This is a genomic window from Ruegeria atlantica (genome assembly GCF_013032505.1).
GTDB classification, from domain to species: domain Bacteria; phylum Pseudomonadota; class Alphaproteobacteria; order Rhodobacterales; family Rhodobacteraceae; genus Ruegeria; species Ruegeria atlantica_F.
Map to the genome: position 1 here is coordinate 901895 of NZ_WQCG01000002.1, position 22133 is coordinate 924027.

24 protein-coding genes are annotated in these 22133 nt (G+C 54.0%); 10 read left to right on the forward strand and 14 right to left on the reverse strand.

The genetic code is table 11. The annotated features are described in order from the left end of the window. Positions 1-315: 315 nt before the first annotated feature. From GOW92_RS11045 to GOW92_RS11060, 4 genes are all read right to left on the reverse strand, one after another. Entirely contained in the window at positions 316-543 is a 228-nt protein-coding gene (locus GOW92_RS11045) for a hypothetical protein (protein ID WP_170560636.1), read from the reverse strand. A gap of 237 nt (positions 544-780) precedes the next feature. Continuing rightward, on the reverse strand, positions 781-1146 hold the full coding sequence (locus GOW92_RS11050) for a GtrA family protein (RefSeq protein WP_170560637.1): 366 nt from the start codon (positions 1144-1146) through the stop codon (positions 781-783). Next, on the reverse strand, positions 1143-2150 hold the full coding sequence (locus GOW92_RS11055) for a glycosyltransferase family 2 protein (protein ID WP_170560638.1): 1008 nt from the start codon (positions 2148-2150) through the stop codon (positions 1143-1145). The genes GOW92_RS11050 and GOW92_RS11055 overlap by 4 nt, the downstream gene beginning before the upstream one ends. Then, positions 2147-3667 (reverse strand): ArnT family glycosyltransferase, encoded by a 1521-nt coding sequence (locus GOW92_RS11060; RefSeq protein ID WP_170560639.1) that lies wholly within the window; start codon positions 3665-3667, stop codon positions 2147-2149. Before GOW92_RS11060 ends, GOW92_RS11055 begins: the two co-directional genes overlap by 4 nt. Positions 3668-3809: 142 nt before the next feature. Between GOW92_RS11060 and GOW92_RS11065 the strand changes: the two genes are divergently transcribed. The 6 genes from GOW92_RS11065 (at position 3810) to GOW92_RS11090 (ending at position 9652) form a co-directional block, all read left to right on the forward strand. After that, positions 3810-4481: a response regulator transcription factor gene (locus tag GOW92_RS11065; protein WP_170560640.1), complete on the forward strand. Its 672-nt coding sequence runs from the start codon at positions 3810-3812 to the stop codon at positions 4479-4481. A gap of 1 nt (position 4482) precedes the next feature. Further along, positions 4483-5862 carry a sensor histidine kinase gene (locus tag GOW92_RS11070; RefSeq protein WP_170560641.1) on the forward strand — a complete coding sequence of 460 codons (1380 nt, stop codon included), beginning with the start codon at positions 4483-4485 and terminating at the stop codon, positions 5860-5862. Between the two features lie 193 nt (positions 5863-6055). Next, positions 6056-7531: a multicopper oxidase domain-containing protein gene (locus GOW92_RS11075; RefSeq protein WP_170560642.1), complete on the forward strand. Its 1476-nt coding sequence runs from the start codon at positions 6056-6058 to the stop codon at positions 7529-7531. 111 nt (positions 7532-7642) lie between these two features. Then, positions 7643-8512: a glycosyltransferase family 25 protein gene (locus tag GOW92_RS11080; RefSeq protein WP_170560643.1), complete on the forward strand. Its 870-nt coding sequence runs from the start codon at positions 7643-7645 to the stop codon at positions 8510-8512. 196 nt (positions 8513-8708) lie between these two features. Further along, a complete protein-coding gene (locus GOW92_RS11085; RefSeq protein WP_170560644.1) occupies positions 8709-9017 on the forward strand; it encodes a PepSY domain-containing protein in 309 nt (102 codons plus the stop codon). 206 nt (positions 9018-9223) lie between these two features. After that, complete coding sequence (locus GOW92_RS11090; protein ID WP_170560645.1) at positions 9224-9652, forward strand: GlcG/HbpS family heme-binding protein; 429 nt, start codon at positions 9224-9226, stop codon at positions 9650-9652. A gap of 256 nt (positions 9653-9908) precedes the next feature. Here the strand turns inward: GOW92_RS11090 and GOW92_RS11095 are convergent, their stop codons facing one another. The 10 genes from GOW92_RS11095 to GOW92_RS11140 form a co-directional block, all read right to left on the reverse strand. Continuing rightward, positions 9909-10991: a cytochrome-c peroxidase gene (locus GOW92_RS11095; RefSeq protein WP_170560646.1), complete on the reverse strand. Its 1083-nt coding sequence runs from the start codon at positions 10989-10991 to the stop codon at positions 9909-9911. Between the two features lie 41 nt (positions 10992-11032). Continuing rightward, positions 11033-11338: a hypothetical protein gene (locus GOW92_RS11100; protein ID WP_170560647.1), complete on the reverse strand. Its 306-nt coding sequence runs from the start codon at positions 11336-11338 to the stop codon at positions 11033-11035. A 68-nt stretch (positions 11339-11406) separates the two neighbouring features. Continuing rightward, on the reverse strand, positions 11407-12213 hold the full coding sequence (locus GOW92_RS11105; RefSeq protein WP_170560648.1) for an amidohydrolase family protein: 807 nt from the start codon (positions 12211-12213) through the stop codon (positions 11407-11409). 21 nt (positions 12214-12234) lie between these two features. Then, on the reverse strand, positions 12235-13101 hold the full coding sequence (locus GOW92_RS11110; protein ID WP_170560649.1) for a dioxygenase: 867 nt from the start codon (positions 13099-13101) through the stop codon (positions 12235-12237). Positions 13102-13111: 10 nt separating this feature from the next. Next, entirely contained in the window at positions 13112-14416 is a 1305-nt protein-coding gene (locus tag GOW92_RS11115; protein ID WP_010437378.1) for a TRAP transporter large permease, read from the reverse strand. Then, positions 14413-14964 (reverse strand): TRAP transporter small permease subunit, encoded by a 552-nt coding sequence (locus GOW92_RS11120; protein ID WP_170560650.1) that lies wholly within the window; start codon positions 14962-14964, stop codon positions 14413-14415. Before GOW92_RS11120 ends, GOW92_RS11115 begins: the two co-directional genes overlap by 4 nt. A 30-nt stretch (positions 14965-14994) precedes the next feature. After that, the gene (locus GOW92_RS11125) at positions 14995-16068 is read right to left on the reverse strand and encodes a C4-dicarboxylate TRAP transporter substrate-binding protein (protein WP_117870054.1); all 1074 of its coding nucleotides are present in this window, start codon (positions 16066-16068) and stop codon (positions 14995-14997) included. Positions 16069-16101: 33 nt separating this feature from the next. Continuing rightward, complete coding sequence (locus GOW92_RS11130; RefSeq protein ID WP_170560651.1) at positions 16102-16557, reverse strand: OsmC family protein; 456 nt, start codon at positions 16555-16557, stop codon at positions 16102-16104. Between the two features lie 18 nt (positions 16558-16575). After that, entirely contained in the window at positions 16576-17241 is a 666-nt protein-coding gene (locus GOW92_RS11135) for a malonic semialdehyde reductase (RefSeq protein WP_170560652.1), read from the reverse strand. Then, entirely contained in the window at positions 17238-18122 is an 885-nt protein-coding gene (locus GOW92_RS11140; protein WP_170560653.1) for a fumarylacetoacetate hydrolase family protein, read from the reverse strand. The genes GOW92_RS11135 and GOW92_RS11140 overlap by 4 nt, the downstream gene beginning before the upstream one ends. A gap of 84 nt (positions 18123-18206) precedes the next feature. On the opposite strand from GOW92_RS11140, the gene GOW92_RS11145 reads away from it, so the two are divergent. Genes GOW92_RS11145 through GOW92_RS11160 form a run of 4 tightly spaced genes read left to right on the forward strand, consistent with a single transcriptional unit; the run spans position 18207 to position 22121 of the window. Next, a complete protein-coding gene (locus GOW92_RS11145; protein ID WP_170560654.1) occupies positions 18207-18593 on the forward strand; it encodes a YciI family protein in 387 nt (128 codons plus the stop codon). A 51-nt stretch (positions 18594-18644) separates the two neighbouring features. Beyond that, on the forward strand, positions 18645-19301 hold the full coding sequence (locus GOW92_RS11150) for a GntR family transcriptional regulator (protein ID WP_254452979.1): 657 nt from the start codon (positions 18645-18647) through the stop codon (positions 19299-19301). Between the two features lies 1 nt (position 19302). Continuing rightward, positions 19303-20601 (forward strand): malonyl-CoA decarboxylase, encoded by a 1299-nt coding sequence (locus GOW92_RS11155; protein WP_170560656.1) that lies wholly within the window; start codon positions 19303-19305, stop codon positions 20599-20601. Then, positions 20598-22121, forward strand: coding sequence for a malonate--CoA ligase (locus GOW92_RS11160; RefSeq protein WP_170560657.1), 1524 nt, complete (start codon positions 20598-20600; stop codon positions 22119-22121). Before GOW92_RS11155 ends, GOW92_RS11160 begins: the two co-directional genes overlap by 4 nt. The last annotated feature ends 12 nt before the right edge of the window (positions 22122-22133 follow it).

Below are 22133 nucleotides of genomic sequence, written 5' to 3' on the forward strand. Positions count from 1 at the left end.
AAAAATGACCGAGTAATTTGAGAACGCGAGGAAATTAACGAACCTGCCGAAACGACTATTTGCATTCCGCAAGCGGACTCGCCCCAAAGCCACCAACCAGCTGGGGATTTTGATGCTGCAGTGCGGCCCGTCATAGCTGTCATCTGTGGGTTGCGCCGGCAAGTTTCGCACTAGGTGTCTTAACCGTGCTCTGCGCGAGCGAACTACTTGGGGCGGCCGAACGGCCATCACCGGCTCGGCATTCGAGACTCCATTGCGAAGGCGGGTTCTCATTGAACAAACAGATCGTCAGGCGCGGCGGCGAAGTGCGCAACCTTATCCACCCACATAAACACCGCTTTTGGGCCGGTAGAAAATCTTCTGGTCATGAAGCCTGCCTAACAGGGACTGAATACGGCGTAGTGACTCTTCCCGCTCCATTCTTTCACCCTCAAGCTCGCCGGTTGCTTCATGAGATAGTGAAGCCAATGCGCGTCGCAAGGAGGTTTCAATAAGATCAATGTCCTCGACCGATAGTTCGAACATGTCATTGTACTGGGGCATTCCAAGACCTCGTGCTTAGGCGTGGGTCTTCAGACTGCCTCAGCCAGCCTCTTTTTTCCAGTTGTCTCCAATAATGGTGCCATCAGTGCCTGATTGTGAAGCTGTACTGCCGGTTACCCAATGCTCCGGCAGCGCTCTAATTCGAACGCAACGTCGGCTCAGTGTTCATATTGCTGCAGCCGCCTAAATCAATCTTCAACCTTTTCTCGATCGAAAAGGGAACTGTTTTTCCGCCAATCAGAATGCCCAATTTCGACTTAGGAAGAAGGACAATAATGCAGCAAGAACAACAGCCAACACGAGGGCGGGCTCAGCTGAAATTCTCCCTGTCGACTCTGCGGTGATCAGTATCCCGCCATTCAGCACATAACCCGTCACCGCGACTATAAAATATCGCGACAGTGCTACTAAGATTGGGGCAGACTTGTCCGCAAAGGTGAAGAAGTAATGCGCTGTGAAGCCGAACAAAAAGGCGCCGCAGAAAGCCAATGCATTTGCAACATGAAGTGTGATGCCACAGCGAAACAGAAATAGACCGAGCGCTATATGCACCAGTGTAGCTAAAACTCCAACTGCTCCAAACCGGCAGGCTTGAGCTATCATGGCGATCCGTCCAGATTGGGGCCGAAATCTTCCGCAACTATAAAACCAGGGCGGCCTTTCACTTCTCCGAAAACTCTTGCAACGTATTCGCCAAGAATGCCTACCGAAACCAGTTGCACGCCTCCGAGAAGGAATATCGCGGCAGCAAGTGTGGACCATCCCGGGACATCAATACCGAACACAAGGGTACGGGCTGCGATCCAAGCACCATAGACAATGGACAGTGCCGCAATGGAAAATCCGATGAGGGTCCACATTCTGAGCGGCCAAGTTGTGAAAGACGTGAGCCCTGTAAGGGCGAGTTTCATCAATTCGATCAATCGGAACTTCGACGTACCATGCATGCGGGGCTCAAGCTCGATCTTGATTTCCTTGCTGCGAAAGCCCACCCAGCCATACAGTCCTTTCATGAAGCGATTGCTTTCGGGTAGGTCGCAAAGCGCATCTACGACTCGTCGGTCCATCAACCGAAAATCTCGCGAGTCCGGCGGGATGGTTACATCGGCGCCAAGGTTCAACAGTTTGTAAAAAAGCCGTGTAAAAAGCCGTTTGGATCTGGGTTCATCTGCGCGATGTGCGCGGCTCGTATAGACCATCTCATAGCCGTCTTCATAGGCTTTCAACATGTCACTCAAACAAGACAAAGGTTCTTGCAAATCGGCGTCCAGGATCACTACAGCCTTTCCACGGCTGACCTTCAGGCCTGCCATGATTGCCTGCTCTTTGCCGAAGTTTCGCGAAAGCCGCAAAACACGTAGCGGGTAATCTGCGACCAAAGCCTTTGCGCGTGACAAAGTGGTATCTGTGCTGCCGTCATCGACAACGATGATCTCATAGAGATCGACCAAGCATGTGACTTCGGCGTGAACCCTGCTAATTGCTTCGCCGATGTTTCGTTCTTCGTTATGTGCGGGGATAACGATGGAAAGTGTCGGTATTGGTGCTTTCCACAGATTGAAATCTTTGGCCAAGCGATAGGACGCCGCAATACGTTCCTGTTTCATGTACGCCCTCCCACCTGGGGAAACTCGACAAAAAGATGCCGACGACCAATGCGGCCAAGGTTTTGAAACCGGCTTCCGATCAGATGCTTGATCTTTGGTAAGTCATGAGGTTCCACGGCCAAAGCATCCGGATGTGCATTAGACAGCATATGCTCAATAACGACCGGGTCCTCGGTCGTGTGCACGGCTCCTGCGGAATAGAACTCAGCGGAATAGCTGCGGCTGCCCCAATAGGTCACTTGCATATCGGGTGCTATTGCAACGGCCTGTTCGATCAGGTCTTTTTCTGATCGCAATTTCACGCGCTCCGGATTTGCAAGAATAACAAGCAAAAGGCATAGATAAACAGCACCGCTGCCGACCAGCGCACCCATAAAGGCGAGGCGTATAGCCCCGTCCTTCCGCGCCCTGTCTATCGTCCATAGCGAAACCAAGAGCAACGCTGCAGCCGGTAACGCCGGTAGCGTATAAGCGGGCAGGATGTTGGCAGCAGATGTGAACAGTATCAACGGTGACAGACACCAAAGCAGAAGGTAGCTGTGCCAGCCGCTGTCATCCTCTCGAAACTGTCGCGACGTTTGTTTTGGCCGAAGTACAAGCGCAGCTGCGAAAAAGGTCCACGGCAAGAACGCCCCCAACGCGAAGATCCAAATCATCCCTTTGGGTTCGGCATGTCCGTTGCCGTAAAGATCACCCTGCCAGCCGGAGACCAGAAAGCGTTCTATGTGCTCTCCTATCAGGAAATAGCGCAGGTATCCCGGCGTCGCGGCCTCAGCCGCCAGATACCATGGCAGAGATAGGACAATCGTCAGTAACAGACCAATGCGCCATGGAAATCGTTTCAGAATGGACCAACGGTTTCCAATCAGCAGCCACAGGAAGATCGGGATGCCAGTCAGAACAACGGCAACCGGCCCCTTCGCCAGCAGACCAAAAGCCAGGCCGAAGAAAAACAGATATCCCCAGCCAACGCGGTCGGGCGCAGTGACACAGACAAAAAAGCCCGCCATGCAGAGCGTGGTTCCCAAAACAAGCGCCATATCCGTCATCACAAAGGCAGACGCGCCGAAAAACAAAAGCGATGACGTGAGGACGGTTACTGCTATCAGGGCCTGATCGGTCCCGCGCTGGTACCGCATCAATGAATAAGTCACAGCCAACGTAGCCATGCTCAACAAAAGGATTGGAAATCGCGCGCCGAAGTGTCCAACACCAAAGAGCTTCATTCCAATTGCCGAAGCCCATGTGTGCAACGGAGGTTTTGCCCAGAACGGCACACCGTAATCAAACTGAGGCATGATCCAGTTCCCGGTCTCCAACATCTTGCGGGCGATCTCAGCGTATCTGGCCTCAGTCGTGTCCGTGATCGGAAGCCAGAAAATCAGCAAAACGCGAAGGATAAGAAAACCGACCAAACAACTGAACAAAATGTTTCGTTGAGACGCCGTGAGCCTGAATGTGTGAAAGGGCGCAGGCTGAGTACTGCGCGCCTGAAAGCTGGGGTCGATAGTAACCATGGGTCCATCCTGTGAGTGTAGGTATCGACTAAGGTTCTCGAAATCCTCGGATCATGGGCGCAATTATACAATTTGGTAATGTGCTAGCAGGCGGGGGTGGGAATCCAATAGAGTGGTCAAAACCAATCTGCAGGCCCAAGCAATGCGCGTACTTATTGTCGAAGATGATGCCGAGACGGCGGAATACATCAGCTCCAGCTTGAATGCGCTGGGACACACCTACGAAGTCGCGTCTGACGGCAAACAGGCCTTCTTGCAGGCATTAGACAGCGATTTTGATGTGATGATTGTTGACCGAATGCTTCCCAAACTCGACGGTTTGGCATTGGTCAAATCCATTCGCAGTGCTGATGTAAAGACACCCATCATATTCCTCAGTGCCATGAACGGCCTGCATGACCGTATTGATGGGTTGGAAGCCGGTGCGGATGACTATCTGGTGAAACCGTTTGCGTTCTCGGAACTGTCGGCCCGGCTGATGGCACTGACGCGACGCCCGCCAATGCAATCAGAGCCAACCACGCTCAAAGTCGCCGATCTCGAAGTCAATCTGATTGCACATACGGTCACCCGTGGGGGTCAAGAAATCGCCGTACAACCCCGCGAATACCGGCTGTTGGTACATCTGATGCGCAACGAAGGTCGAGTTGTAACGCGCACAATGTTGCTGGAGGCGGTGTGGGATTTCCATTTCGACCCAAAGACCAACGTGGTCGAGACTCATATCAGCCGCCTGCGACAGAAAATCGACAAACCGTTCATCAAAGATCTGATCCATACGGTTCGTGGCTTTGGCTATAGCCTGCATGCTTAACATGAAAATTCCCTGGTCTGGTCTTCGCAGCACATCCACGAAACTGTCACTGCAGTTTGCTTTGCTTTACTCGGTGCTGGTCGCGCTGATGTTCTTCGGGGCCTATCGCCTTTCAATCTATGAAATTCGGGATCGCACGTTCGATCAGATGCGTGCGGATGCCCAAACCTTGATGGGCGTTTATGCCGACCACGGGGCGGACCGTTTGACCGAGCACGTCAAGGCACTCCAAACGGTGAACTTCGAAAACTCACGGATTTTCCTGCTGCTTGATGGGAACGGTCGAACTGTCTCTGGAAACATATTGGAGATAGACTTGGCTGCGGTGACAGGTGACGATGTTCAGTTCATCCCGGTTGATGACATCGAAATCGATGGAGACCTCGAAGACGAAGTCACCGGTTACTGGCTCACCCAAACCCGCATTGGCCCGTTTGAGTTCATTCAGGGGACTGGCGATCATGTGGGCAGTGAGGTGGTCGAAGCTTTGGGAGTCGCGCTGTTCATCGGGTCTGTGCTCGCGATTGCCGCCGGATTGCTGGCAGGAGTCTGGGTTGGCAAGATAACCGAAAAACGCATCGTTGATATCTCAAATACGCTGGACCGCGTTTCAACTGGTGACCTTCAAGCGCGTATCCCGATCTCGAACGGAGCCAGCGACGATCTGAGCCGGGTCTCAGAAAGCGTCAATGCGACGCTCGGTCGGCTGGAAACCTTACTGGAGACCCAACAGCAGATTTCGAATGACATCGCCCACGATCTGCGCACGCCATTGCAGCGGTTACGCCAACGGCTTGAGCGGCTGGAAAGCCAGTCACAGCCCGACCCTTCCGAAGCCGGGTCGGCTTTGGCCGAGGTAGAAGACATCATCACGACCTTCAATGCCTTGCTAAGGATCGCGCAAGTCGAAGCTGGAGATCAGCGAGCCAGGTTTGAAAAGGTGGACCTCGACACTGTGGCAGAGACAGTGTTCGAAGTGTTTGAGCCTTCAGCAGAAAACCAGAGCCAGGTATTACGCTTGACACGCTCACCTTCGGCGGCGTTGGTGCTCGGGGATCGGGCCTTGTTACTGCAGCTGGCGTCGAATTTGATCGAAAACGCCCTGCGCCATTGCCCTGCAGGTACAACGATAGATGTCACTGTAGATGCAGGCGATGAACATGCGACACTTATCATCGCAGATGATGGCCCCGGCATTCCAGTCAAAGACCACGAGCGCGTTTTCCGACGCTTTTTCAGAGGCGACAAAAGCCGCAGCAGTTCCGGACACGGATTGGGCCTTTCAATGGTAAGAGCCATTGCAGCCCTGCACGAAGCCGATGTTGAGCTGAGCGATAACGAACCGGGCCTGAAAGTTAGAATTGCATTTCGCAGACTTTAAGCGGGACATTATCACCCTTCTGCGCGCAACTCGGATCAAGCCTCCTGCCAACATTACCAATCGGTAATGTTCCAGACATCTTACGGGCAGCCGAGATGCTGTTTGTGTCACCAGCGGCGCTGGCAGGCTTACCTCGTTCCTCCACGCGTCTTCTGGGGCCAAGACGGTCCGTTGGCACACTACGGAGAAACAGTTGAACAGACGCGATTTCTTAGCTGCGGCAAGCTCAGCCGCATTGCTTCCTTTGTCGGGCACAGCTTGGGGGCAGGCCGCGCCTCGTCCTTTGCCGATCATCCCGATCACCGATGTGACAGGCGGAATCGACGGCCGGATCAAGTTGGACCTGCGGTCTGGTACTCATGACTTTGGCACCGGTACTGGCAGCGCCACGTTCGGTATCAACCACTCCTACCTCGGGCCGGTGCTGCGGGTGAAACAGGGGCAGACGCTCCCCTTCGAGGTCACGAACCGGATCGGCGAAGTTACGACTTTGCATTGGCACGGGTTGCACATACCGGGCGTAGTCGATGGCGGCCCGCATCAGGAAATCGAACCCGGACAGACCTGGTCACCGGATGTGCCCATCGTGCAGCACGCCTCGATGAATTGGCTCCATTCGCACATGCACGGCAAAACGGCGAGGCAGACCTACACTGGTTTGGCAGGAGTTCTGTTGATCGAGGATGACGCCAGCCAGTCTGCGGATATTCCCAATACCTATGGCGTTGATGACTTTACGCTGGTTCTGCAGGACAAGATGTTCAACGGCTCTGGTCAGATGGACTATGTCCTGACAGGCGAAGTGTTCGAAGAAGGTTTCACCGGCGACACCCTCGTGGTGAACGGAGCAATCGCTCCAGTCGCTCAGTCAGTTCCGCAGGGTTTGGTTCGCCTACGTATTCTGAACGCTTGCAACGCGCGATTTCTGACCTTGTCCTTGCAAACCGGGCCGCTGACCGTGATCGCATCAGATGGCGGCTTTCTGGCATCGGCGGTACAAACCGACAGCATCCTGATGTCGCCGGGTGAACGCTATGAAGTTCTGATCGACACGAGAACGACTGACACCAATGCACTGATGGTGAGTTTTGGTGAGGCCGAAGGGCTCATGGCATTCATGGGTTCCTTGTTTGGCGGCGGCAGCAATAGCTTCCCTGCCTTGGTTCTTAACCGACGCACAGAAACGGGGTTTACAGGGTCGTTACCCGACAGGCTGGCCAACCTTTCCCCTGCAGATCGAACCGCAGCAACGATCACCAGATCCTTTCAACTGAATATGGGTGGAAGCGAAGAACTTGCGACCCTTGCCACCCTTTGGGGCAACGTTTGTGGCGACGGCGGAATGGGAATTAATGGCCAACCCATGAACATGGATCGCATTGATGAACGTGTCCGCAAAGGAGACACAGAAATCTGGAGGATCGCCTCGGACGACCAGCTGCATCCCTTTCACATTCACGGATGTTCATTCCGCATCCTGTCGCAGAATGGCGCGGAACCAACCGCCTACGCACAGGGTTGGAAGGACATGGTGCATGTCGAAAACGAATGGTCCGAGGTGCTGGTCCGGTTCGACCATCCCGCAACGAACGACGCCCCGTACATGTACCACTGCCACATTCTGGAACACGAGGATTGCGGGATGATGGGGCAGTTCACGGTTGGCTGACATTTGTACCAAGAACAGACTTTGCCCGCCTTTCGCCGTCTTGTTGCAATCCTGCGGTAGGTCTGACGGCAATCGCACGTTCGCCGCTAAGATCCACAGGGAAAACCCAATATGCGAATACTCGTAATCAATACGCCAAACAAAGCCTCTCGGCGGGCCTTTCAACAGGCTCAAGCAAAGCGGTTGGGCTTGGATCTGGAATTTATCAATGCCGTTTCTGTCGACGATCTGCCGACGCGCGTATTGCAGAACGCAGCCAACGAATGGACCAGAGCGATCCGGGCACAAGATGTGGCGTGCACCTTCTCTCATTGGCGCGCTTGGGAGGTCATTGCGGAGCAGGCTGAACAGGTTTGCGTCCTTGAAGACGATGTATTGCTCTCTGAGAATTTCAAAGACGTTCTCGACTATATCGAGAGACGTCGTGATAGTTGGAGCTGTGTTTATGATCTTGAGTTTGCAGTCTTAAAGCACAAACTCAGTCGAACTCCGGTTTGGCGAAACGCCGGCTTAAAGGTCGCTGCGCATCGCATCTACAAAAACAAACGCGGCGCGGCGGCCTATGTTCTGGGACCAAAGGCCGCTCAGAGGTTGCTGCGAGAAGCAAATGGCTATCACATGATGGAAGCCTTTCTGTGGACGAGACACTGGATGCGACAATTTCAGATTGAACCCTGTCAGGCTGTGCAGCTTGATGTCTTCGATCCAAATGCCAGCTTTGGTGAGCAAGACACGGGACACCGGACTACCAAGGTTTTTAGCAACAAATCCTGGATTGGCGCCAAGCTGAAACGGCTTGCGCTTTCGGTCGAGGAACTCCCTCTGGTGTTGACCGGTTTGGTGTTTGGAAGGCGCAGATCGCTGCGCATGTGTCGCGACGACTACGTTCCTCCAGAGAGTAGGCCACGGGTTCAAGCGAAACATGCCAAAAGGGCGTCGCCTCCGAACAGAGAGAGGCCAAAGCTAGTTGAAGTGACCTGACGTGATACCTTCAAACGTTTTTTCCTGCGGCCAAGCAGAGCTGTTGGAGATTCTCAAACCTGAACAATCTGTCATCTGCAGGCAAAGTCGTGGAGAGCACGTCTTCCCTAATTAGTGTTGCAGGCGGAATGAACCGCTTCGCAGATGAAAAGGGAAACCACGCGTGAATAATTTAGCGGTATTAACGGCAAGCGCAATGACGTTTGCCCTGCTGTGCACGGCAAGCAGCGCACAATTGGCGGCTGGCCAACCATCTCTGAGGTCTTCGCTGACATTCAACAAAGCGATTGCAATCGCGCTTGAAGAGCAACCTGGCACAATCGCAGAAATCGCGTTGGAGCACTCCAATGATAAAGTTGTGATCGATATCGAAGTTATCAACGACGACGGAGACGAAATCGAATTCCACCTCGATCCGGAGAGTGGTGAGATTCTTTCTACCTGGACCGATGACGACCCCAGTAATGACCCCGGTGAAACAGACGATGAAGATCCGGACGGTTAAAGTCCGAATGCCCACAAGGGCTCACCCTATCAACGAAGACGACGCGTATCGCAAACTGGTCAACAACGGCCAGTCCCCTGTGCGATGCACCTGCAATTCCTCCTACCTCCCTGAAAAAGGAAACCAAAATGAAAATGTTTACCAAAGCGTTTTGCGCTTCTTCCGCTTTACTGGCCAGCTCCGCGTACGCCGAACCGCACGTGGAAATGAGCATCCCTCTCGAGTGGGCGCAAACCGCCGCCACCGTCGCATCTCAAACTTGCGCTGATATGGGATTTGCGACAACGGTCACAGTTGTGGATCAGCGTGCTCAGCCCCGCGTCCAACTCATGCGCGAAGGCGCATTTCCGCACACCATCCACACCAGTAGCCGAAAAGCAATCACGGCTGCGTCACGACGCGAAGCGACTTCGGTGATTGAGGCCGAAAACGAGCATGAGCCCACGTTGGGTGCTGTCTTCAATGAAATCGGTCTGATTACACTTTCCGGGGGCATCCCGATCATTTACGAAGGTGCCGTCATCGGTGGCATCGGAATTGCTGGGTCTCCCGGCGAGGATGCAAATGGAAAGGAATTCGACGATATCTGCGCCGAAGCAGGTATTGCTGCAATCAGCGACCAACTGAAACCGTAGCGCAAATTGACTGGAACGGAGGGGCGTCCTTGGGAGCCCCTGCCTCCTACAACTACTACAGAGTCAGCTTTTTCAGTGACCGGAGACTTAGTCGTAGTCGCAGCGAATGGCGGCTTCCCACCCTTAACTTCGTCCGATGAAATTGACTTGTCGACTTAAGGTGACGGTATAGCCAGTCTCGCCGCATTTATTTTTGTGAGCCCGCGGAATTTGACCAAGCCAAATAGCCTATTCCCGAGCTGTGAACAAAGACGCTCTAGTAAAGCTCCTTCGACAACGTCACCAAAAATGCAACCAAGTCTGCAATCTCCTGCTCCGACAAATTCAATTCCGAGAGAATGGCTTCACCGTCGGCGTGCAGTCTTTCCGTATCAATCTTACTGTAATGCCGGATCACTGCGTTCAGATCACTTAGGCTGCCGTTATGCATGTACGGAGCGGTTTCAGACACTCCCCGCAAGCTGGGCGTGCGGAAGGTTCCAAAATCTGAATGGTTCCTTCGTACATTTCGAACCGCCCAAGCACCTTGCCTGTTCGGATCATCATTCCAGTTGCCGTCCAGTGTGTAGGGGCTTGAGAGTAAAAAGTTCAGCCCACCGAACCGCCCTTCGTCGACCTCGGTTTCATTCAGAAAATATGGCACACCAGCGTCGTGGAACTCGTTGTTGGAAAATCTCGGACCATTGTGGCACAACACACAGTTTCCACGCCCTATGAACAGCTGAAGACCTCGCTGCGCAGCTTCGGGGTAGCTCACAGCCGCTGCTAAATCTTGGTTCTCCAATGCATCGCGGAATGCGTCAAACTGTGTCTGGTCCGTAGCCAAAGTTTCCAAGTAGGCGGATAGAGTTTTGGCAATGTTCACCAGCACAAGCTCTGAATCTTGAACCTGAATGTCGCCAAACAAGACTTCAAATTCATCAATGTAGGTACTTTCTGAGATAGCGGTTTTTAGGCTATCGGCATTGTGGGCCATCTCTTGTTCTTCGATGATCGGATGCAGGCTGGCTGCCCAAAGATTATCGCTTTTGCCACCCCACCCATACCAGCGGAGTCCGGCTAGGTTCTGCAACGATGGAGTGTTTCGATCTAACAGTACACGGCCGAGCGCCCGGGCCTCTGGCGTTGTAAATGCCTGTTCAGGATCATGACAACTTGCACAAGAAAATGCACCGTCGACGGACAACACCGGATCGTTGAATAAGGCCTCTCCAAGCGCGATCGCTCTGGCATTGTTCGAAACCCTATTGCTTGGGTCCGAATGGAAGGATGGCGGCCAAGGCCCAAAGGAAAGCGTTTGTTCAATTTCGTCTGCAGACAGCAATACCTCTGCACGCACTGCACCTGCCAAGGCGATTAGCGCAGCTGTAAACCACAGCTTCATTTCAGCGTAATTTCTGACGAGTAGAAAATTGATTGGCCATTGATGTCGACATTCACCTGCAGCTCCCACAAACCCGGCATGTGAAACAGCATATCATCAACACGGAACGCTCCGCCGCCCAAGGCGGTAACTTTGGGGGTATAGTTCAAACCGTGTCGATGAGCGGGCATGATTGCATCCACACCCATTTGGCCCACGGCAGTTTCACTACAAATAGAAACCAATACGGAAAACGGTTGAGCCAACGGAATCTCATCGACGGACAGATAAACCTCGGGTGCGTTTTGAACTTCCGAATTCATACGTTGCCCAGTTACGTCACAAGCAAAAGCCGTGCTGGACCAAATCATACACCAGACAGCGCAGCGGATCATTGTGATGCCAGCAAACGTTCGGCGTTGGCATAGGCAATGTTGTCCGCAATCTGGTCCGGCAGCAAATCCAACCATTCACGCGAAAAATCTGCGTGGGGGCCGACATAGTACCAACGTTCCGGCGCAAATGTATCCGTACCGACCATAAACCGATCGGGATGGGCTTCGAACGCAGCCTTCCAATTCGGGTCGATACTGCCTCGTGAGACCATGTCCGAACGAAATGCCAAATCGGCCCAAAGCCTGGGATAGGTGTCCAGCGCGTCAACAACACTCGCCGGGTCGTCAAAGCCAGAATGGGCCCACAGTACCCGAGCTTCAGGCCAGGTTTCGAAGATCAGGTCAACTGCCTCTCGATCGCCGTGGTGGTGTAGAATGAGGTTCCGCTCTTTCGCCAGTGCAATCATGCGCTGGATAACCGGCGTCTTAATGTCGTCTCCGTAAGCGTGAAACTCGCCGATGGCTTCGTAGTCGTTCTTGGTCAGATTTTCTTCCAAATAGTCGATTACGGTTTCATCGTGCATCCAGGTGTTGATTTCACCGCGACGCCGGTAAGGGCGCAGTGCCGGAACAACGATATCTGGTGCTGCGGCCAACAACAGCTGAGTACCATTGTCATCCGAGCTGGAAACTAGTGCTTTCCGCACGCCCGCATCCCGAAGGATTTTGGCCACCTGTTCAGGAGGAACCAGTTTGACGGCATCGTGGCTGTAATGAATGTGCGCGTCAAAGATCGGGCGCTGTTCTGCGATGGCGGTACTGCAAAACAGCGCGGCACCTAAAATGAAGATATGTTTCAGCACCTCAAGCCTCCTCAATATCGTTCAGGATCTGGCAAGCTTCACATCGAATTTCACGTGCAAGAAAGGTTCAGTGATCTTACCAGAAAGCTCCATGCCATCCGGAAATTCCGAAACTGGCCTTTCAACATAGGTCATCACCAGATCATCCCGAACACCAAAGACCGTATCTTGATCCAAATAAGGATCGTCGTCGGGGAAAATCTCAGTCACCAAAGATCGATAACCAGGAGCTTTGACGATATAGTGCAGGTGCGAAGGTCGCCAGGGATGGCGGCCGCAGGCGCGCAGGATGTCCCCGACAGGCCCGTCTGACGGTACTGTGTATTCAACTGGCTTGACGGTCGTGAATGCATACTTACCGTCGTCACCGGTAGTCATCAGGCCGTGAAAAGAATAGGTATCCTGTTCTTCGTCCTGACTTGCATACATTCCATTCGGTGCGGTTTGCCAGATATCCAACTCTGCACCGGAAATCGGATTACCATCGATATCCCGGATCACGCCTTCAGCAAGCAGCACAGGTCCACCGTAGTGGCGCTTCATATCCCCACCGACTGGCAGAGCGGGCGCGCCGGATACGTGAAAAGGTCCAAGTACAGATGAACTTGTTGCTTCCGGACTGGAATGTAGCATGTCCACCAATGACGAAAGGCCCAGCACATCAGAGGCGAGCACGAATTCATGCCTGTCCTCAGTTTCCACCGCAGCGCAGCCCTCCAGAAACGCAATCCCAGCGCGCCATTCTTCATGCGTCAGGTTGGTTTCCCGCGCGAAATCATGGATGTGTTTGACCAGAGACCCCATGATTTCTCTCATCCGCGGATCGGTGTCCTTGGACAGGTATCCCATGAACACGTCGGTGATATTGTCTTTGGTGACAGAGCGCATCTTGGCCTCCTTAAATCAGGGCAAGGCTGAGGATCGGGAACTCGATCAAAATGAACAGGACGATCAGCATCACGAACGCAAAGGGAAGTGCGCCCATGAACACATCCTTGAGCGATATTCGGTCATCGTTGATCGTCGATTTGATGACGAAACAGGATATACCTAGCGGCGGGGTCAAAAGTCCGATTTCGGCGCCGACCACGGTGATGATCCCGAACCAGATCAGCGACATGTCCAGGGCTTCGGCCATGGGCAAGAACAACGGGACGACGATCAGGATGATCGATGCAGTATCCAGCAAAGTCCCTAGAAAAAGCATCAACAAAACGTAGAGCAACATTATCGACCAGAAGGACGCCGAGTTCCCTGCAAGCAGGTCCTGCAACTGATTGGGCAGCCCGGCCAGCCCCAGCATGCGACTATAGATCGAAGCCGCCGTAATCAGGAACAAGATCGCCGCTGTAATGTGACCGGTTTCCAGCAACGCGTCCCAGAACGCTCTTGGTGTCATGGACTTGCGTACGACTGCGATCACGAGCGCAACCAGTGCCCCAGCGGCACCCGCCTCGACAGCGGTTAGCCATCCTGTGTAAATGCCACCGAGCACTACCGTGATAATGAACAATGTGGGCAGGGTCTTGGATGCGATCTCGCGCCCGGACATCCATTCGGTGTCTTCGACGACCCGGCCGCCCACAAATGCAGGTGTAAAACGGCCCATCAACCAGATCGCGCCTACATAAGCTATTGCCAGCATGATACCGGGTATTACTCCCGCCAGAAACATGTCCCCTACGGACTGCTCGGCGACAAAGGAATAGATGATCAGCATCGCCGAGGGTGGAATAATCATCCCCAAAACCGAAGACCCGGCCACAACCCCAACCGCAAAACGTGGATTATATGCCTGCGCCATCATCTGCGGGACCGAGACCTTGGTGAACACTGATGCGGACGCAATGGACGACCCGGTAACGGCCGCAAACACAGCATTTGCTCCGACGGTCGCCATTCCGATACCGCCTTTGACCTTGCGGAACCGCATGGTCATGACTTCGTAAATGTCCCTGCCTAGTCCCGCTTTTGAAACGATGAGCCCCATAAAGGTAAACAGCGGGATTGTCGCGAAACTGTATTCCATCGCGCTGTCGCCCACCGCAACCTTCAGCAGGTTGAGCGCGAGCGTGAAGTTATCCCGCATCAGCCAGATCGACACGAAGGAGACCACGCCCAAAGCAATCGGAATGTAGACGCCTGCGTAGATCAAAAAGACGATGGCAACGACCGAGATCAGGCCAATCTCAATCGGCGTCATTCTGCGGCCTCGTCATGTTCAGGGGTGCGGACAAGCTGCGGACGGTCCTGCGCCGTGACGACCTTAAGCAGGAAGATCACGCAGGCAAGCGCAGTACCGCACGCGATGACCAGTTTGACCGGCCACCATGGCAATGTGAAAAGACCGGGTACTCCGAAGTAGTCCTGTGTCTCCCACATATGAAGAAATTCTGGGAAGGTTACATACGCAATCAAAGCCATAAAGATTGCAGATATGGCGTTGATGATGCGCCTCAGGCTGGCTGTCAGACCCGGGCGGCGATGGTGCAGCAGGTTCAGGAACCCGTCTGAGCGCGTCAGCCGATCCACTCTGACGACGTCGGCCAATTGCAGGAAAACGATCATCACGACCGAGAATTGTACCATCTCGTAGGTCCCGCGCAGAGGAGCTGAAAACAGACCACGCGCAATGACGTCAACATTCAGAATGACCACCAACGCAAGGACGACGAGCGTACCCAAGGCGTTGGCGACGATTGCGAGCGAATTGGCGACCCGCGACAGGCCAGCAACTGCGGTCTTCAGCATGAAAGGCCCCTTTCGTGGATCGCCAGACAGTTACTCAGCCGTCCAGTCACGCACGCCGGTGAATCCGGCATCCTGAAGCTTGCCGAGGTAAGCGGCCAGCATCTCTGTGCCCTGCTCACCATTATCGTTGAGCGTCGCGGCCCATTCCTGCGCGACATTCGGCATGGCGTTTGCCCAAGCGGCACGGTCTTCGTCCGAAACCTCAACGATTGTGCCACCCGCTTCAACATACGCATCCCGCGAAGCAGCGGCGCGGTCCATCGCGATGCCGGCGACATGGTCACGGTAGTCGATGGCGACGGCCTTCAACACGTCTTTTACTTCGTCCGGGAGGCTAGCCCAGTAGTCGGCATTGACGGTGATGGTCTTGGAATTCACCGCTCCCAGATCAGCCTTGAGCATGTAAGGTGCTACTTCCGCGATCTTAAACGTCTTTGCGGCTTCGGGCCAAAGCATGCCGCAATCGACGAGTCCGGTTTGAAGCATGTTGTAGAAATCGGTTAGTCCCCCGCGTACACCGGCGGCATCCTTGATCCCTTCAAGATAACGCAGGTTCAGGCCTGCTCCCGCGATTTTGCGGCCCTCAAGGTCGGCGACCGACGAAACAGGTTCTGTGCAGAAAATTTGATAGGTGTCGAGCACAACGCCCGTGGCAAGGTAAACTTGGTTCTGCGCAGCAAATTCGTTCTGCATCGCTGGGTATTCGCGCGCGATTTCATCAACTGCCTTGGCCACGGCACGGGAGTCCGATGCCACGAAGGGTGTCGATCCCGAAATACCCTGGCTGGGCAGCTTAGAAGAATGAAAGATGGTTGTGACGATACCAATGTCGCCAAGGCCAAGCTGAATCCCTTCCAGAACGCCTTTCGGCTTAACGATTGAACCGCCGTAGTTCTCTTGCCAGTTCATCTTATAGTTGCCGGAATCGCCCAACCGTTTGTCCACTTCTGGAATGAAGAAGTTGGTGAACTCTTTGACCCACAACGCGCGGTCGGGATAGCCATCAATTACGACGGCAGAGATGGTCTCTTCTGCCGCGAGGGGCATCGCCATGATGCCTGCCAGAGCAGCGCCCACTAGGCTGCGTTTGGTCCAGTTTTTCATTTCTCTCCTCCCAGAAAGTCGGGTCTTTTGTCTTTAATTGTTTGTTTTGACCCAGTTGACGGTCAGGTCCGTGCCTGCCGCTTCAAACAGTTTTGCGATCGCGCAATACTTAGCTGTCTCCTCGCCCACGCGTGTCAGCTCCTCCTGACTGGCGTGCGTCTCACAATTCACGGTGAGTTCGATTTCCGGAAACGGAACATCGATCTCTTCCTCCATAAGGACACCGCGCCGATCCAGCCTGCATTTCGCGTCGATTGTCACCGTGCCGAGGTCAACTCCCAACCGATATGCGTTCTTGTGCCCGATGACATTCGTACAGGCGATCAGCGCTGCCATTGCGGTTTCGGTCGGAGACGGACCAAGATTTGTCCCGCCGCGTTCGACGGGTTCATCGACAACAACATCAAGATCGCGAATTGGTATTTCAGTCCGCGCATGAGTCGGGCATTGAGCTGTCGTGCGGTACGTCACGACGGGTTTCACTTTCATAGCCACAGCGTCACCTCCTCATGCATAAGAGCAAACCTTTTCGAATGGAAAACGTGGAAGCTTCTGGAACAATCCGGTCTCGTCCGCGTAGCCCAGATTGCAAAGAAAATTGGACTTGAGCGTCGTGCCCGCGAAGAACTCCTCGTCGACGATCTTGTTCGAAAAACCTGACATGGCGCCGACGTCCAACCCGACCGCCCGGGCCGCAATCATGAAGTAGGCGCCCTGAAGCGTGCCATTTCGAAAGGCCGTGTCTGCCACGTAGTCGGGCTTGTTTTCGAACAATGGCCGACGGTCTTCGTGCGGGAAAAGAAAGGGCAGTTCCTTCCAGAAGTCCATGTCATAGGCAATGATCGCCGTGACCGGAGCATCCATCATCTTTGGCAAATTCTTGGGCTTTAAAGACTTTGCAAGCAGCTCTTTCCCTTCGGGACTTTTTACGAAAACGAAGCGCGCGGGCAACGTATTCATGCTGGTCGCACCGTTGATCGTGATGTCGTAGATCTCTTCAAGTAGGTCGTCAGAAACAGGCTTGTTGGTCCACGCGTAGTGCGATCTGGATTCGCGCAGGATCAGGGCGATCGCGTCATCCGACAAGCGTGGAATGCGCTCGCGCAGATCGCGGTGATCTTGCTGCGCCTTGGCACGAAGTGCCTCCAGCTCTGCTCCGGTTGGTGCGCTCATGCTGCGGCCACCTTGGACTTGGCGTCTTTTTCGTCAATGATTGGGCTGGTGCAAATTCCGATGCCTTCAATCTCGACCTCAACGGTTTCGCCGGGCTTCAACCAACGGGGATTGGGCTTTTTGGCGTGTCCGACGCCAGGCGGCGTACCCAGCGCAATAAGATCCCCCGGCTCCAGAGTAGTATATTCCGAGATCGTCGCGATGACCTGACGAACGCCCCAGATCATATTGGCCGTGTTCGAACTTTGCAGGATTTCGTCACCCACACGGCTTTCAATCTTCAGACCTGATGCCCCTTCGGGCAACTCATCAGGCGTCACGGTGAAAGGACCAATCGCGCCCGTGTCATCAAAGTTTTTGCCGGGCGTCCACTGAACGGTTTTGCGCTGATAGTCCCGCAGCGAACCATCGTTGAATACAGTGTAGCCAAAGACATAATCCAGTGCATCCTGCTCCGAGACATGGCGGCCGCGTTTTCCAACGATCAACATAAGTTCGGCTTCGTAGTCGAGCTTCTCGGAACAGGCAGGCCGCACCATAGGTTGCCCTGCCGCCATGATCGAGTTCTTCCCGCGCATGAACAGCGTTGGATATTCCGGGATGTCATACCCGCCTTCCTTGATGTGGTCCGTGTAGTTCAACCCCATGCAAATGATCGTTCCGGGAGCGGCAACGGGCAATGCCGGAGTGATGGAAGACACGGGCACAGTGTTTGCGGCGTCAATTTTGCTGGCAAGTGAGTCGGCCAGTTCAGGCTTGGCTATCAAACCCATCAAATCCGAACCGACGGCAGGGTCCAAAGCCGTTAGATTCACTGCGTTTTCGCCGTTTACAGCAAAAACCGCTGTGCCTTCCGAAGTCTCTCCCACCAGGTATTTCATTTTCACCATCCATGTCAGCTCGCTTGATTTTTGCCGACTATTTTGCCATATGTCAAATAATATCGATATTTTTGGAGACAGCAAATGGTTGCTTGGGCAGACTACAAATCAGAAGCAAAAAGCCGCGGTGCGCTTGCTTTGGAGCTTTACGTCGCGCTGAGCACGCCAGCCAAAGCGCCCGAAGACGTAAAGGCGTCACTGCCAAATCACTTGGCTTATCAGACGCAGCTTGAACGTTTGGGGCAGCTGGCTTTTGCAGGCCCCATGTCGGATGAAACCGGCGAGCATATGCAGGGGATGGGGCTGATCATCTATCGCGCTGACAGCCTTGAAACCGCCCGGAAGCTGGCCGAAGACGATCCTATGCACAAAAGCGGGGCGCGTAGCTTTGTACTTCGGCGCTGGTTGATCAACGAAGGCTCGCTGAACCTTTCAGTTGGTCTATCGACTGGAACGAGTGCCTTCAGTTAAGTGCACTCAAGAGTATTTGCCGCGAAATAGGAACAGTCGGATATGGACGCCATGCTTGATACTGAGGGCAAAGAGACATCAGCCACTCATGGAGCGTATCGAAGGCTGCGCGAAATGATCCTGACCGGAGAATTACCTCCGGGTCAAAAACTCAAGATCGAACAGCTTCGTGGGCTTTTGGACACTGGCGCTAGTCCGGTTCGTGAAGCGCTTAGCCTTTTGACTTCAGACATGTTGGTCGAACGGATTGATCAGCGCGGATTTCGGGCAGCGCCAGTCAGCAAGTGTAACTTTGAGGAAATCCTTCTGCTTCGATGCAACCTTGAAGAAACCGCGTTGCGTGCTTCCATCAGCAATGCGGATGCGGCCTGGGAAGATCGGCTTGTCTTGCGTCACCATCATATGAAAAAGGCCAGCCAGAACGGAGCGCGCGACTTTGAGGACGCTCATAAGGCGTTTCACATGGCCTTGTTGGACAATTCGAAACTGCCCTTGCTGCTGCGGTATTGCTCGCAGCTTTATGACCTGAACATTCGATACCGCTATCTGGCGGCCGGCGGGTCGAGCTACAAAAAGCGAGACATCGCCGCCGAACATCAGCAAATCCTGGACGCCGCATTAAATCACGATGCAGACAGCGCAACTCGGCATTTGATCGATCACTACCGTCGAACAGGTGAGTACCTGAGCAGTCGGATGGAGCCCTGAAATGCAGCGGAATTGGTTTCTGGGTGATCTACTAAACCAATTGCTGGACCGTCCCGAAAAAAGGCGCGGCAAGGATGACAAACGGTCAATTGCCGAACTATGTGAGGCGCTTTTATCTGCCGAAGGTGAAGTATCAGGCTTCACGCTCGCGTCTACGATCCTTGAGCGCTACCACACCCTGAATGATGCGGAGAAACTAGACTTTTTTGTCTATTTGAATGATCAACTTGAGTTGGACGCAATTCAGCTTTCCGAAGCAGCCCGCCTCTACGCCAGTGACCAAAGTGTCAATCTTTATCAAAGACTTAGTAAAGTCTCAGAGCCACGGCGGCAAGAGTTGTTGCGACGGCTGAACCAGCCGTCTGGTGCGACGCAGGAACTTGTGGCCATGCGCGTTGATCTGCTGCGCTTTCTCAAATCCAAACCGGAACTCAAGCGAACGGATATAGATTTCGTCCATTTACTGCGCAGCTGGTTCAACCGGGGCTTTCTGGTCCTCAAACAAATCAGCTGGGACACCCCAGCCCGCGTTCTGGATAAGATCGTCGCCTACGAAGCGGTGCACCAAATCAACGATCTGGACGATTTGCGTCGAAGGCTCTACCCGCCAGACCGTCGTTGTTTTGCGTTCTTCCATCCTTCGATGCCAGATGAGCCACTGATTTTTGTTGAGGTCGCTCTGACCGCCGAAATCCCGGATGCAATAGATACGCTTCTATCCGAAGCACGAGAACCGATCGAAGCCGAGCAGGCAAAGGTCGCGGCGTTCTATTCAATTTCAAACTGCCAAAAGGGTTTGGCGGGCATCAGCTTTGGGAATCTATTGATAAAGCAGGTTGTGACCGAGCTTTCGCGAGAGCTTCGCGGGCTTGATACCTTTGTGACATTGTCCCCGATACCCGGGCTAAACCGTTGGCTGGCCGGTGAAACAGACCACCCGGAACACGGGCATGCCGCCGAGGCCGTGCTTGCAGAAACAGCAACACCGCAGGACGTGCGCGCGATGGCCGCCCGGTACTTGATGTTTGCCAAGCGCGAAGATGGGATGCCGCTGGATCCTGTGGCGCGCTTTCACTTGGGCAATGGCGCCGAGCTTCATGACCTGCATGCCGAGGCAGATCAGTCGCCAAACGGACGCGTCCAGTCCGGAGGCGCGATGGTCAACTACCTTTACGATTTGAACAATACAGAACGTTATCATGAAGAATTCGCGACACGTGCCACGATCCAAGCCTCGCGTTCAATTCGCGCGGCTTCAACTGCGACGCTTGCGGTAAAGCCTAGGGAAAATACAGCGTGACTAATGCACTTTACGACAGTTTGTTTGCCCGCCATGAGGGCAACATGGCTCCATTCCTGCAACTCGATAATGGCCAGGTAGTCTCTTATGACGCGTTTCTGCAGCGCACCGCCCAGATCGCGCATGTCTTGCAGAACAGCGGAGTTTCCCCCGGCGATCGCATCGTTGTGCAAGCGCCCAAGCTGGCCGACACGATTGCTCTCTATGCCGCTTCGGTTCAGGCAGGTGCTGTCTACCTGCCCCTAAACACTGCCTATACCATGGCAGAGTTGGACTATTTCATCTCTGATGCGCAACCTGCGTTAATCGTTTGCGACAGCCACGACAAAGTTGAATTCGAGCAATTGGCAACCCGGTCTGGTGCAAAGCTGCTGACCTTGGGTGGAGAAAATCCAAGCTTGAGCCGCGAAGCGGACGCACAGCCTTGTGTATTCGAAACCGTGGATCGCGCGCCGGACGACCTCGCAGCGCTTCTTTACACATCCGGTACCACGGGCCGGTCCAAGGGAGCGATGCTCAGCCACCGAAACCTGCTTTCCAACGCCCAAGCCCTTGTCGATTTGTGGGGTATCACCGACTCTGATCGCTTGATTCACGCGTTGCCCATCTTTCACACGCACGGGCTTTTCGTGGCGATGAACACATCTCTACTCGCCGGTTCCAAAGTGCGGCTGATGGAAAAGTTCGACGTTGGCTCGATCCTGGAGGAATTGCCGCATTCGACCCTTCTGATGGGAGTCCCCACTTTCTACACTAGATTGCTCGCGGATGACGGATTCACCGATGAGATCACAGAGAACATGCGTCTTTTCATTTCCGGTTCAGCCCCATTGCTGGCCGAAACCCATCTGGCGTTCGAAACACGCACCGGCCACCGTATCCTCGAACGCTATGGTATGACCGAAACGAACATGAACACCTCTAACCCTTATAGCGGTGAGCGTCGCGCGGGAACTGTCGGTATGGCTCTACCCGGAACCGAGGTGATCGTAACCAACCCTGAAACTGGAGAACCGCTGCCCCAGGGCGAGGTTGGAATGATCGAAGTGCGTGGCCCCAATGTTTTTCAAGGCTACTGGCAGATGCCCGAAAAGACCGCCGAAGAGCTTAGAGAGAGTGGGTTCTTCATCACCGGAGATTTGGGCCAATACAGCGAGGATGGCTACCTGTCGATTGTAGGTCGGTCAAAAGACCTGATCATCACTGGTGGTTACAACGTCTACCCTAAAGAAATTGAAGACGTTTTGAACGATGTCGATGGCGTTCAGGAATCGGCGGTTTTCGGCGTCCCCGACAAAGACTTCGGTGAAGCAATCATTGCCGCTCTGGTTGCCGAGCCTGGAGCACAGCTTCAGGTGGAACAGATCGAGTCAATCATCAGAAACAAGCTGTCGCGGTTCAAACATCCTCGCCGCTACGAACTCGTCCAGGAGTTGCCGCGAAACACTATGGGAAAAGTTCAAAAGAACGCGCTGCGCGAACGGTACGCGAACAAGGAACGGTCACCGGCGTTATCTTAGGAAGCCCAGCCA